Raw genomic sequence first — 14,038 nt, forward strand, 5'->3', positions numbered from 1 at the left:
ACAAGATTTTAGATTATCATTGTGTCAGGATTTGTGCTATATTGAGCGAATATATGGGTTCATATATGAACGAAAGATAGTGCAAATCACGCCAATGAGAAGCAAAATATTTTCATTTGTTCTAATGGACTTTCTGGGTTCAAGGTAGCGGTCTTCAACCGCGATTTTATTACACTTCACCCCCCCCACCGGCAGTCGTTTCACTCCCTTCGGTGGGGGTTATGTGCCCAAAGCAAGCTTTGTGCGTGTCGGCTTTCAGCCTCTAATTGTTAATATATTTTCAATGAAAAAAGATCAGTGTTATCAGTGAGATCCGCGCGGGGAGTTCCATTGGTGAATAGTTATGCTTAGCTTAGAAAATAGCTTGCTCTGCAAGCAAAATAGAATTACCTCACAGATAGTGAATTATCATTTTGAGGACAGAGTCCTCCATTTTAAGGGAGGTTCGCTGGTCGCGGCACGGGCTTTGCCCACTTACCGTTGCTCACTCCCTCCCACCGCCGAATGAGCGAAACGAGTTCGGCAAAGTGTGCAACGGCAAGTGGGCGAAGCCGGTGCCGCGGATAGCGAACCTTTGCCAACATTCGAAGTGGCGGTGGGGGAAGAAATGCAACACGCACCGCGTCCAGCAGGACGCTAATCGGAGCAAACAGGTGAGGCTCATAGGGTTCCATATGCTAAAGTTGAGTATATCATTACCAAATGTTTTTTTACATGCTAAAGCAGAGTGATGTCAACTGCAACTACAGATTTATTTCTCTCAAAATTGATAGGAACAACGGCTTCCTTGGGTATAGTGAGATGAGCTGATTGCGCAGTGTCACAGCCTTGGCATGAGCCTCGGGGCGTGCTTTACACAACTTCTCAATTCCATATTTTATGCCGTAATAGTCTTTCTCTGTTTTGGAATGTGTCGCATCGTCCATGATGGAGTCATAGATGCGTTTCTCCAGCGTTTCCTGCTGTTCTTTAGTGAAAACATCGGCAAACGTAGCATAGTATTTCAGCATTTCTCCGCCTGATGTTCTGTCCCAATAGCTTTTATATAATGGGAGCTTTGCGACGTAGTCATAGAGACGGTCGTTCAATCCCTCCTGTGCCAATAGCCAGAACCCCAGTTCCTTGTGATCGGTCTTCTCTACCATACCTACTATCAGCTCATCACGCGTCTTGAGCCACTGCTCTTTGTCGCACAATGCCTTGAGCCTTGTGCAATACTCCATCTTTGTCTCGGTGTAAGCATTTGCACAAACGCAGAGCCATTGCAGGGCAGGACGCATCAGTTCTTTGTTCTTCGTCTTCTCGCCAATGGCAAGCTTATATTCCATCCACACCTGGGTGCGGCTATTCTTTTCTTTAAGATAGGCATCACATTTCTTTATTGCCTCCTCCATCTTGTTGGCAGCAATCAGCCTGTCAAGGTCATACTTGCGTATTTCCTCAATGTGCATATTCTGCTTCAACAGCTTCTCGGCTTCATCCTTCCTGTTCATGCTATTGAGGAGTTCGGCCTTCTGAATGACCAAGAGAGCCTTGCCGTGATCATACCTCTCAGCCGCAATCTTCTCGTCTAGCACTGCAAGCAGCTGCTCGTCATCCAGCAATTCCTCCTGTGCGTCGTCAATCAGTTCCTCTACATCGCCATCCAGATATTCGTCAATCACGCCTTGCTTGTTAATCTGCTTCAGACGTTCAACAATCCGGAGTTTTTCTGGCTTGGTAAATCCTGCGTCTTCCGAGAGCAGCAGCTTGCGCACGATTGCCAGTGCTCTACTATCGCTGAAGTCCTTGCCGTCGTAGGTGTTGTAGTCATACTCGAAATTGTCCTTGTTGAAGTAAATACACAATGTTTCAAGAAACAACAATGCTCCGTCGATGGCTGAGGTGTAGTCGCCGGCGTCAACCATAATTTGCAGTTGTTTCATCACGCGCTTTGACTCCTTGCGTATCACCGCCCAGTCATAGTTGAGTTTCCACGACGATGCCCTGCCTTTCTTCTTGTGGGCAAAGCACTCGGCGATGACTTTCTTGTAGTCAATGGGCTTGTCATCGGGCAGGAAATGCTCGATGATGGCTTCGGCAAAGGCATCGTTCTTGCCTGCATACGATTTGGCGAATCTTAAGAATTTCTTCTCGTCAATGATCGAGAACAGTTTCTTCAATTCCTCTTTCTTCTCTTTGTTCATTGTTTATTATTTAGAATTATTGATGCTGGCAATAGAAGTAGTCGATGATAAACTGATTGTGTTTGCGCAACTCCTCGGCGGTGCCAGTGAAGTGATAATGACGCACGCTATCCAGCATCCCTAGCCTGTTTAACTTGCACACGACACTGTACGGAATGTTGTTCCAGTCACAAAGTAGCGCTATAACGCGATTGATATTTCTAGGAGCTTCTTTGTAATAAGGATTATCAGGGAAGTTCAAGAACTCTGCTATTGATAGTGTCACAAGTCCGCACTTCTCGTCATAAATGCATAGGGTAGGGCTGTTAGTGCTATCTATGACCATTCTAAGAACTTCCTCTGGAATTCCTTGCACATTCATGTTGAAGAACTCTATAGCTTCGCCTTTAGAGCCGAAGAATGTGTACCCCTTGCCCCCCGTGGCTGCAACAAAACCATAGTCGGGATACGGCTCAGAGTTAGCTTGTTCTTTTTTCTCGGGTTGTTGTTCCTGTTTGTTAGCATCTTCTACTATTGCGTCGTTATCAGGCTTGGGGTCATCGAAAAACAGGCCTCCATTTTGCACATATTCTCCGTCGAAAAAGACAAGCGAAGTAAGGCATCGGTGCCCGGGTTTCACATCCTCGGGCAGGGAATGCTGGTCGATTCCCCTTTTGTGCAACTTGAAACGCCTGCGCTCTCCTTTGTCGGTCTGAATAAGGTGCACATAGGTATCATCCTCTGCTTCTATCAGGAAATCGTGTTGTCCTTCATATTTCAATTCACTCGCAAACGTCTTCAGTGGTTCACTATGGAAGATGCGGCTCATCCATTCAGGGGCAGTCATGCCCAGCAGACTAGTGTGCCTGGTGAAAATGTCCGAAACTGTTGCTGAATAGATTGCCATTGAGATAGATGCAGGGGAAATGGAGCCACTATGGTCAATGTTATCAGCGATGTCCTTGGCAAGTCCCTTCTTGTTGTCAAGGCACAGGTAACACTGGGTGTGGAACCACTGAAGGATATTGCGGAACCCAACGAACCGTCCTTCTTCTTCCAGTTCCTGAGTGAGATACTGCTGCATGCGATTATTCTCAGGAGCCGTTTCATATTCCTCGTCAAATACCTTATACAACTCATTGGCCAGGCCATCGATGTGTGGTGAAAAAGGATCGGCAATCCTCTTGTATCCTTGCAACGTCTGTAAGTGATGCCATAGCAGGAACTTGATGTCTTGCACATTTATCTCGTCGGGATAATATTCCTGTGTCACGTCATAGAATGGCAGCCTAGTGCCATAAACCTTCTCGCATTCTGTTGTAAACGCCTGCCATATCCCCAACTGCGAAATCACATCTTCAAACCAAGCCGTCAGCATGCATGACAACTCGTTCAGGCTGTCCTCCGTTTTGTAGGGATTAAATTTAATGCCTCCCAAGATTGTCTTCTTTATTCTGTTAGCAAGATTCACGTAATATAAATCTACGGAGTCTGCGTTTGTGTATGGGTGAAGACTCAACCACTCTTTGTTAAATATCCTCTTGAATTTCATACTTATCTGAATAACGTAAAATTTTGTTACTTTAGGTAGTAATGCAAAATTACCTAAATATAGTGCAAAAACCAAAGAAAACCCACCTAAAAAATCAATTTAGCCCCAATTTTGACGGGCTGATTTGGTTTTCTATGTAGGCTCAGAGGATTGCGGCGCTATGGTTGCGTCGCTGTGTACTACAAAGTTTTTTCCCCTCAGGAAGTGTCGATGCCCTCCTCCGTCGTAACTATTCACCAATGGAACTCCCCGCGCGGATCTCACTGAACTCACTGTTTTTTTCATTGAAAATATATATATTGTGGATTTTTTAGACCTCAGGGAGGTCGTAACTTTGGTTAACCGCTGGCCGCAGACCTGCGGACTGCCGGTGGGGGTGTGAAGTGTGACAAAACGCGCGGTTGAAGACCCCTACCTCGAAACGTGCAAGGTACCGGTCTTCAACCGCAGCATAGTGTATCGCGTTTTCCCAGCCCAGCCTTCGCTTGCGCTCAGTTAGGACAGGGTTATGTGCAGAACCAAGGTTCTGCGTGTCGGCTTCCAGCCTCTCATTACAAAATCATGTGAGATCCGTGCGGGGAGTTCCATTGCTGAATAGTTACCAACATCCTCATGTTACACAAAAGTGCTAGCAGTTATATTCCTACAAGATGTTATTTTTGTCTTTCCCCCTCATTTTAGGCATAAACCCCTAATCCAATACTTTGTGGGAGAAAAATAATTTCTTCTAATTTCGAATAATTTCTTTCAGTAAAAAAATCTCTGTGCCCTACAGATTGCTCTGATTTAACTGAATAAGAAATTATTCTAATTATTTTAATTTCTTTCAGTTATTATTAAATCAGTGTTATCAGTGAGATCTGCGCGGGGAATCTGCAAAAAAATCTATTGTAGTATAGTTACAACAGATTGCTCTGATTTAACTGAATAAGAAATTATTCTAATTATTTTACTCAACTTTAGCATTTGATAATAAATATTGCTAATTTATTGTCCGGCAGGACAATACCTGAATAACCCCCACCGCCGAACGAAGTGGCGGTGGGGTAAGAAATGCAACACGCACTGCGTCCAGCAGGACGCTAATCGGATCAAATAGGTGAGGCTCAAATGGTTTTACATGCTAAAGTTGAGTTATTTTAATTTCTTTCAGTTATTATTAAATCAGTGTTATCAGTGAGATCTGCGCGGGGATATTACCCAAAATACCATTGCTGAATAGTTACACCTCCGTCACACGGTGGCGGTGAGGAGGGTGGCTTGGCCGTCGAGGTGGAGGCGGTGCAGGGTGGCGGGGACTAGGATGGTCTCGCCACGGTGCATGGGGGTGTCGTGGCCGTTCTCATCGGTGATGATGAGGGTACCTTTGAGACACATGACGATGAGGAATGAGTCCTTGTCGTTGTCGATTGTGTCCACGCCGTCGAGCATCAAGCGGTGCACGTCGAAGTAGGGGCACTTCACGAGCGTGGTCTCGCCAGCAGCGTTGCCAGGATTGGGCAGCACGTAGCTGTCATGCACGGTGTAGTCGATGGCGTCGCGCGCCTGCTCCACATGCAGCTCGCGGGCGTTGCCGTCGGCATCGCGGCGGTCATAGTCATATACTCGATAGGTGATGTCGCTGGTTTGCTGCACCTCGGCGATGAGATTGCCTGCTCCTATGCCGTGGATGCGTCCCGAAGGCAGGAAGAACACGTCGCCCACGTGCGATTCGTGCTGGGCCACCACGTCGAGGATGGTGCCATCGGCCACGCGTTGCTCATACTCCTCGGGGGTTATCTCTTGCGACATTCCCGACAGAATCTTTGCGCCGGGCTTGTGGTCGATGAGATACCACATCTCGGTCTTGCCGTAGCAGTTGTGGCGTTGCTTTGCCAGTTCGTCATTGGGGTGCACTTGCAGCGAGAGGTCTTGCTCGGCGTCGATAAACTTGATGAGCAGCGGGAACTGGTTGCCATGCTGGGCATACACAGCCTCGCCCACCAGCTGCCCCTTGTGGCGCTCGATGAGTTGCGACAGTGTGAGCCCGTCGTCATCGCCGCCCTTGACAACGCTCTCGTTGCCCTTGACGCCCGAGATTTCCCAGCTCTCGCCCACGCGGGGCACATCGCTTTCAAGACCTTTAAAATAGGCCATACGCTCACCGCCCCAGAGCACGCTCTTGAGCAGGCGGTGGAATTTATATGGTTTGAGTTGTGTCATGTATTAAATAATAGTTGCAAAGTTAATATTTTGCTGCAAAATTACTGCTATTTGTCCAAACCAAATATCCCGTTTGTCGCAATAATTAACAAAAAATGCCCCACGCGGCGTTGCGTGAGGCACTATTTCGGTCAATGAGTGTCCTGTTAGATTGAAAGGCGGCGCAGGGTTTCCACCAGTTCGGGATCCACGGGTTTGTCTTTGTGGATGGCCTTGCTGAATGGTACATACACGATTTTCTCGTCGTCGTCGCCTATCATCACATTGCGCTGTCCCTCGATGAGAGCGTCGATGGCTGCTGCACCCAGGCGTGATGCCAGGATACGGTCCTGGGCTGTGGGCGACCCGCCGCGCTGTAGATGGCCCAAGATGGTCACGCGGGTGTCATATTGCGGGTATTTCTCTTTCACGCGGTCGGCAAGTGCCATAGCGCCGCCAGTGCGGGGGCTCTCGGCAACAAGCACGATTGATGAGTTCTTGCTCTTGCGGAAACCGTTCTGAATGAGTTGGTCGAGCTGCTCCTCGGGAGTAGAAATCTCAGGGATGATGGCAGCCTCGGCACCAGTTGCGATAGCGCCATTGATGGCAAGGAAGCCGGCGTTGCGTCCCATTACCTCGATGAAGAACAGGCGCTCGTGGCTAGAGGCGGTGTCGCGAATGCGGTCCACGCACCACATGATGGTGTTCAGGGCAGTGTCGTAGCCTATAGTGTGGTCGGTGCCATACAAGTCGTTGTCGATGGTACCAGGAAGTCCCACGATGGGCACGTCAAACTCTTCGGCAAAGATGCGTGCACCAGTGAGCGAACCGTCGCCGCCTATTACCACAAGGGCATCAATCTCGTGATTGCGCATGTGTTCATAAGCCAACTTGCGACCCTCGGGAGTGGTGAACTCCTTGCAGCGGGCTGTCTTGAGGATGGTGCCACCCTGTTGGATAATGTTTGAAACGTTCTGTGTCTTGAAATCTACAATCTCGTTGGTGATGAGGCCCCTATAACCTCGATAGATGCCTTTTACCTTGAATCCATTGTAGATTGCTGAGCGTGTGACCGCACGAATGGCGGCGTTCATGCCAGGTGCATCACCACCCGACGTTAAAATGCCGATAGTCTTAATATGTGCCATTTTTTTTCCTCGTTTATATAACCACTAATATTTTTTTCAGTGCAAAATTACAAATTATCTTTAATGTAGCATGCGTTGCACCTAAAAAGATTTAAAGAAAAATGAAATTAACCTTACGATTCCAGAGTTGGAACTATACACAAATAGAGTTTTTGCGGGGTAACAACTCTTTTGCCCTTGCAGGGTGTATTGATGTTACCGCCTGCAAACATCTTCATCAGGAATATATCTGCTAGCACTTATGTGCAGCAAGAGGATATTACCGAAGAATAAATTTTATGTTAATTTTTAGTTTATTTCAAGCGAAGCGCCTTTTCTATGAGGGAGTCTGCATCTAGTTCGTATTTATGTGATGGCGCTGCGCTTGAAATACACTGAAAATAAGCATAAAATAAAAAAATATTGTTTTTTATAGTTCTATCCCATAGAGGCATAGAAGTACACAGGGAATATTATCATCTAGGAAATATTATTTCCGGGCGGTGTAGATGCTGCATGTGCCCAGGGTGAGCGTGCGCACGTGGCAGTCGCTGAACCCTGCGCGGCGCATGATGTCGAGCATATCGTTGCCTTGCGGCACGGCTGCAATGCTCTCGGGCAGATAGCGGTAGGCACTCTTGTCGTGCGACTTGAGCGACCCTATGAAGGGTATCACGTGTAGCGTATATAGGTCGTAGAACCAGCGTGTGAACGGGTTTTGAGGCGTGGACAGTTCTACCACGCACAGCACACCTCCCGGGGCAAGCACGCGGTGCATCTCGCGGTAGCCCTGCTCGATGTGCTCGAAGTTGCGCACGCCGAATGCCACTGTGACTGCGTCAAACGACTGGTCGTCATATTTCAACTTTAAGCAGTCGCCTTGCTCAAAAGCAATCACACTCTCAAGCCCACGGCTATTGACCTTGCGACGTGCCACCTCAAGCATTCCATCGCTCAAGTCCATGCCAGTGACTTGCTGTGGCTTGATGTCTTGGTAGAGTTTAATGGCAAAGTCGCCAGTACCTGTTGCCACATCGAGTATGCGCCTTGGCGCGGTAGCCTTCACCATCTTCACTGCCACCTTGCGCCACCACTTGTCGATGCCCATGGTCATGGCGCGGTTCATGAAATCATAGGCTGGTGCGATAGAGTCAAACATCTGTCGCACCTGCCCGGTCTTGTCGCCCTCATTGCCATAGGGCTTGATATGTTCTACTTTGTTGCTCAATTTATTTTTGTGCTAAGTATTCGCTCACGTTCTTCTCGATGCGGGCGTTGAGGTCCACGTCGTCGGGAGTGCGGTTGAACTTGGTTCCGGTAATTTCCTCATAGAGTTCGATGTAGCGCGCTGCCACGCTCTCGCAGTATTCATCGGTCATCTCAGGAACTTGCTGTCCTTCCTTACCCATGAAACCGTTGTCGATGAGCCACTGGCGCACGAACTCTTTAGAAAGCTGTTTCTGTGCCTCGCCTTTCTCGAAGCGCTCCTCAAAGCCGTCGGCATAGAAATAGCGGCTCGAGTCGGGGGTGTGGATTTCGTCCATCAGAATCACCTTGCCGTCGCGCTTGCCAAACTCATACTTGGTGTCCACCAGGATGAGGCCTTGCTTGGCGGCAATCTCGCTGCCGCGTGCAAAGAGGGCGCGTGTGTATTGCTCTACCACCTCGTAGTCCTCCTCGCTGATGAGTCCCTGCGCGATGATTTCCTCGCGAGAGATGTTCTCGTCGTGTCCTGCCTCGGCCTTGGTGGTGGGGGTGATGATGGGCTCAGGGAAACGCTCGTTCTCACGCATGCCGTCGGGCAGCTTCACACCGCACAACTCGCGGCAGCCGTTCTTGTACTCGCGCCATGCGCTGCCGGTGAGATAGCCGCGAATGATCATCTCCACGGGGAAACTCTCGCACTTGAGACCCACGGTGACCATGGGGTCGGGGGTAGCGAGTTTCCAGTTAGGAACGATGTCGGATGTTGCATCAAGGAAACTGGCGGCAATCTGGTTGAGAACTTGTCCCTTGCCGGGGATGCCCTTGGGCAGGATCACGTCAAAGGCGCTGATGCGGTCGGTTGCGACCATCACCAGGATGTCGTCGTTGATGTTGTACACATCGCGCACCTTGCCGTGATAGACGCTGCGCTGTCCCTCGAAATTAAAATCGGTGTGAACTAATGTTTTAGCCATTGTTTAATTAATATTTGGAGTTAAAAAATCAACTTTCAGCTTGTTGGTCACCGTTAACCTCGGCGGGATTGCCCTCGTCGTCGAGCAGTCCGGCCTTGCGCAAGGCGTCGTGCTTCTCATAGGCCTCGACGATGCGTTGCACGAGGTGGTGGCGCACGATGTCTTTCTTTTCAAATTCCACCTTGCCTATTCCCTTGACGTTGCCCAGCACTCGCAGCGCATGGATGAGACCGCTCTGCACGGTGCGAGGCAGGTCAATCTGGGTGGTGTCGCCGGTGACTATCATCTTCGACCCCATGCCCAGGCGGGTGAGGAACATCTTGATTTGGTGAGTGGTGGTGTTCTGCGCCTCATCGAGCACGATGATGGCGTCGTTGAGCGTGCGTCCGCGCATGAATGCCAGCGGTGCGATCTGGATCACGTTAGTGTCCATGTATTCCTTGAGCTTGGGTGCCGGAATCATGTCCTCGAGCGCATCGTAGAGGGGCTGCAAGTAGGGGTCGATCTTGTCCTTCATGTCGCCAGGCAAGAATCCAAGTTTCTCACCAGCCTCGACAGCGGGGCGAGAGAGGATGATCTTGCGTGCCTCGCGGTTCTTGAGCGCACGCACTGCCAGTGCCACGGCGAGGTAGGTCTTGCCAGTGCCGGCAGGACCCAGGGCAAAGGTGAGGTCGTTGTTGCCAAATGTCTTAACGAGCAGCTGCTGGTTGGGGGTACGGCCGCTGATGGGCTTGCCGTTGACGCCATATATGATCACATCGTCCATCTTGAGCTCCTTGGGAGGGAGGCCCTTGATGGTGTCGATGATTACTTCCTCGGTGAGTTTGTTGTATTTCTCGCAGTACAGTTCAAGCTCCTTGATGTTTTTCTCGAAAAGCGCGGTCTCGTCTTCATCGCCAATGACGGTGATGACGCTGCCGCGGGCTGCCATGCGCAACTTGGGGAACAGGTTGCGTATGAGCGAAATGTTAGAGTTGTTGACACCATAGAAAGTAACGGGGTCAACTCGGTCAATAATTATGTGTCGTTCGATCATTCCTTGTAACAATACAGGTTTCACTGTGCAAAATTAATACTTTTTACTCATTTATTCAAATCTACTCGCGGTAGTAAACGCGTTTCACGCGTGGCGACACGCTGGTGAGTATCTCGTAGGGTATGGTGCCGCGTGCGTCGCTCAATTCCTCCACGGGGATGTGGTTGCCGAATATTTCCACGATGTCGCCCACCTTGCAGTTGGTGCCGGTGATATCGATCATCACAGCGTCCATGCACACGTTACCCACTGTGGGGCAACGCTGTCCGCCCGCCCACATGCTGGTGTTGCCGCCTCCGCAGTGGCGGTCCAGTCCGTCGGCATAACCGATGGTCACGGTGGCGATGCGCGAGTCGCGCTTGAGCACGCCGCGGCGGCCATATCCCACCGTTGTGCCTGCGGGCCACTCCTTGATGCTGATGATCACCGATTTGAGCGATGACACGGGCAGGAGTGCGTCCTCGCTGCCGTCAAAGACGGTCTTGATTCCATACAGGCCGATGCCTATGCGCACCATGTCGAGCTGATATTGCGGGAAACGCACGATGCCGCTGGTGTTGAGTATGTGTCGCAGCAGGTGATGGTCGCAGTGCGATTGCAGCAGTTCCACGCAGCGGGTGAAGTATGCTATCTGTTGCAGTGTGTAGTCGTCTTGCTCGGGTTCGTCGGCGACGCACAGGTGAGAGAACACCGATGCCGGGCGCAGCACGTCCTGGCTGCCTAGCAGCTCGATGAGGGCAGGCAGTTGCTCGAGCGTGAAGCCCAGGCGGTGCATGCCGGTGTCTATCTTGATGTGCACGGCGTGGTTTTTCACTCCGCAGCGGGTGCCTTCCTTGATGAGTTCGCGACATTCCTCCAGGCTATAAACCTCGGGCTCGAGGTTGTAGCGGAACATCGCCTTGTAGTTGACCACCGAGGGGTTGAGCACGATGATGGGCATCGTGATGCCTGCCTCGCGCAGTTCCACGCCCTCGTCCTGCACTGCCACGGCGAGATAGTTGGCACCGCGGTCCTGGAGTGTCTTGGCAATCTCATAGGAGCCTGCGCCGTAGCCCGAGGCCTTGACCATAGCAACGGTCTTGGTCGTGGGGTTGACTTTTGACTTGAAGAACTTGAAATTGTGGGCAAGCGCATTGAGGTCCACTTCTTCGACCGTCTGGTGGCGTTTCACCTCAAGCAAGTCGAGAATCAGCTCGAAGTCATAGCCCGGAGCGCCTTTCACAAGCACGGTCTCGTCTTCAAAGTCGCCCTGGCTCAGAGCATCGAGAAACTGTGCTGTGTTTTCAAAGAAACGTGCATTGATGCCGCCAAACATGTTTGCATGGCTACATAAGGCAGGCCCCACGCCCAGCAGGCGCGACACCTTGCGCCCAGCCAAGCATTGTGCCACATGGGCGTATGCCTCATCGTCGCCGTCGTCAAGGTCACTCATGATGATGGTGTTAGGCCTTGATCCAGTGCGGCGTGCCACAAAGTCGAGTGCTGGAGCCAGCGAGTTGCTGTCGCTTGAGTAGCCGTCGGCAATGACGGTGCAGTTGTTCACGCCCTCTATCACGTTGATGCGGGTAGCCACAGGGGTGAGTCGTGCCATACGCTCGGCAATCACGCTGGGGGCAATGCCCAGCGCCAGCATCACGCTCAGGCAAGTGACAGCGTTCTCTATATCGACCGGAGCCTTGAAAGGTATCGTTGCCTGGTAGCGGCACCCGTCGTGTGTGTAAAATATGGTAGATTCCTCAACCTTTACATCAAGAGGGTGGCTAATGTGAGGTAACTGCTTTTTAATGCGCTCATCATCACCGCAGTAGATGCACTTGTTGCACCCTTCAAGTATCAAGGATTTCTCCTTAATCTTCTCGTCCATCGTCTCAAATCCCTCGTCATGCTCGTCGCCCACATTGGTAATGACTCCCATAGTGGGTTTTATCATCTCGTGCAGTGCTGTCATCTCATGTGTGGTCGATATACCAGCCTCGATGATGGCAAGGGTGGTGTCGTTGTTTATGTTCCACAGCGACAGAGCCACGCCTATCTGCGAGTTGTAGCTGCGGGGCGAGCGCACGATGCGGTAGTCGGCTGCGAGCAGCTGGTTGAGCCATTCCTTGACCCGGGTCTTGCCGCGGCTGCCAGTGATGGCTATCACCTCAAGGTCGTTGAAACGGCTGCGGTGGTGGCGTGCCAGCCTTTGCAACGCTGCCAGTGTGTTGGCAGTCACGATGTAATTAGCATCGTCGTGCACCTCGATACCCTCGAGCGTATCAACTACATAGTTCCTCACTCCTTGCGCATAAAGCCCTGATATATACTGGTGCCCGTCGCCCATGCCAGTGCGCATGGCAAAGAAGATGGTCTCGCCTGGCTGTGTGAGCGAGCGGGAGTCGGTGAGCAGCGTGCTCACCGTGGCTTGCGGGTTGTTGAGCACTGTGGCACGGCTGTCGATCACCTGTGCTATGTCGCTAATGGAGTATTTCATCTGTCAGTCAATGAGGTTCTTGATTTCACGTATGTTCTCGATATAGGGGTATTCCTTCACCAGGTTCCCCACCACCACGCGGGTGTCGGCGTTGAAGCGGTCCACCACCTCCTTGTTCTTGCTCATGGGGCGGTGCATGATTCGTTTCATCACGCGCTCGCAGCGAGCCACAGCCTGTGCCGCCCGGTCGTCGAGGTAGGTGGCCTGGAACGTCTGCCAGATGTATTCCACTGCCACGTCGCTGGGGTGAACCATGTCGGTGGCATAGAAACGGTAGTCGCGCAGGTCGTCCATCACAATCTCGTAGGCGGGGAAATACTCGGTGTAGTCCTTGTGGGCGTTGATCACGTTGTTCACCGCCACGCGCAGCATGGCTTTGCTCAGCGAGTTGGTGTCGAGCCCATCGGCAATGTGGCGTATGGGGCTTATGGTGAACACAATCTGCATCTCGGGGTTAAAATTATGTAGTGCCTCGACCGTCTCATTCAAGGCTTGTGTGATCTCATGCACGCTAGCCATCTCGCGTGAGAACTCGTGCTGCGGCACCTTGTGGCAGTTGCTCACCACCTCGCCGGTAGAGAGCAGGCGATAGACCACCGCTGTGCCCAGGGTGATGATGACCATGCGGCACGATTTTAGCGCCTCGTGGGCCTGCGCGATGTTGCTGTTCATCAGGTCCAGCGCGTCGTCCTTGCTGCTCATCGAGTAACGCGAGTGGAAAGCAAAGCTGTTCCACACGCCGCTCTGCAGGAACAGCGTCATGCCGGCAATGCGTTCGCCGGTGATGATGCGTTTCACGCTAGATGCTATGCTCAGCGGGTTGTAAATGGGGCCGAAGGGGTTGACCGTGGCCTGCATCATGCCCTCGCGCATTTTCTCGCCTATGTTGTCGCTGAAACAGGAGCCCAGCAGCATCACGGCATCACTGTGACGCAGCTTCACCCTGTTTTCAGGCGGTTTGATTTCGGTTCTGAAATTCATACTTGTTGCAATGAGTTGTTGCTATAACCCACAAAGTTAATATTTTTTTGTGAAATAAGAAAAATGAACGATGAAAAAACGAAAAACCCGACTTCTCCCACGGGCTCCCACGAAGGCACAGAGGACACAGAGTATTGGATTGGATTATGGGTTTAAGCCTAAAACGAGAGGAAAAGAACAAAAGGAAATAAATCTCTGTGTCCCTCTGTGTCTTCTATGTTGAAATCCAAATAAATTGAGTGTAATTTAACGTTTTTTACGCCATTTGGCGTTGTTTTTGCCGTTTTTTGCGTGAGCTTGGGCAAAAAGAAGGTAGCCAGGCACATTTTTGTGCTTGGTGGTT

At 50.9% G+C, this 14,038-nt stretch carries 9 protein-coding genes; all 9 read right to left on the minus strand.

Annotated features, from left to right (window positions below; all coding sequences use genetic code 11):
- Nucleotides 1-743: 743 nt before the first annotated feature.
- A complete protein-coding gene (locus ACKI3C_RS12040) occupies nucleotides 744-2,186 on the minus strand; it encodes a hypothetical protein (protein WP_407405384.1) in 1,443 nt (480 codons plus the stop codon).
- Nucleotides 2,187-2,202: 16 nt separating this feature from the next.
- The gene (locus ACKI3C_RS12045; protein WP_407405386.1) at nucleotides 2,203-3,717 is read right to left on the minus strand and encodes a DUF3843 family protein; all 1,515 of its coding nucleotides are present in this window, start codon (nucleotides 3,715-3,717) and stop codon (nucleotides 2,203-2,205) included.
- Nucleotides 3,718-4,950: 1,233 nt separating this feature from the next.
- The gene (locus tag ACKI3C_RS12050) at nucleotides 4,951-5,919 is read right to left on the minus strand and encodes a type I phosphomannose isomerase catalytic subunit (protein WP_407405388.1); all 969 of its coding nucleotides are present in this window, start codon (nucleotides 5,917-5,919) and stop codon (nucleotides 4,951-4,953) included.
- A gap of 146 nt (nucleotides 5,920-6,065) precedes the next feature.
- Nucleotides 6,066-7,046 carry a 6-phosphofructokinase gene (pfkA, locus tag ACKI3C_RS12055; RefSeq protein WP_407405390.1) on the minus strand — a complete coding sequence of 327 codons (981 nt, stop codon included), beginning with the start codon at nucleotides 7,044-7,046 and terminating at the stop codon, nucleotides 6,066-6,068.
- Between the two features lie 469 nt (nucleotides 7,047-7,515).
- Complete coding sequence (ubiE, locus tag ACKI3C_RS12060; protein ID WP_407405392.1) at nucleotides 7,516-8,253, minus strand: bifunctional demethylmenaquinone methyltransferase/2-methoxy-6-polyprenyl-1,4-benzoquinol methylase UbiE; 738 nt, start codon at nucleotides 8,251-8,253, stop codon at nucleotides 7,516-7,518.
- Nucleotide 8,254: 1 nt separating this feature from the next.
- Nucleotides 8,255-9,205: a phosphoribosylaminoimidazolesuccinocarboxamide synthase gene (locus ACKI3C_RS12065; protein WP_407405394.1), complete on the minus strand. Its 951-nt coding sequence runs from the start codon at nucleotides 9,203-9,205 to the stop codon at nucleotides 8,255-8,257.
- Between the two features lie 28 nt (nucleotides 9,206-9,233).
- Nucleotides 9,234-10,241 (minus strand): PhoH family protein, encoded by a 1,008-nt coding sequence (locus ACKI3C_RS12070; protein ID WP_407405400.1) that lies wholly within the window; start codon nucleotides 10,239-10,241, stop codon nucleotides 9,234-9,236.
- Between the two features lie 61 nt (nucleotides 10,242-10,302).
- Nucleotides 10,303-12,714: a bifunctional UDP-N-acetylmuramoyl-tripeptide:D-alanyl-D-alanine ligase/alanine racemase gene (locus ACKI3C_RS12075; protein WP_407405396.1), complete on the minus strand. Its 2,412-nt coding sequence runs from the start codon at nucleotides 12,712-12,714 to the stop codon at nucleotides 10,303-10,305.
- A gap of 3 nt (nucleotides 12,715-12,717) precedes the next feature.
- The gene (locus tag ACKI3C_RS12080; RefSeq protein WP_407405398.1) at nucleotides 12,718-13,695 is read right to left on the minus strand and encodes a GSCFA domain-containing protein; all 978 of its coding nucleotides are present in this window, start codon (nucleotides 13,693-13,695) and stop codon (nucleotides 12,718-12,720) included.
- Between the last annotated feature and the right edge of the window lie 343 nt (nucleotides 13,696-14,038).

Origin of the sequence: Sodaliphilus sp., from assembly GCF_045598405.1 — a bacterium.
In the GTDB taxonomy this organism is placed as follows: Bacteria; Bacteroidota; Bacteroidia; order Bacteroidales; family Muribaculaceae; genus Sodaliphilus; species Sodaliphilus limicaballi.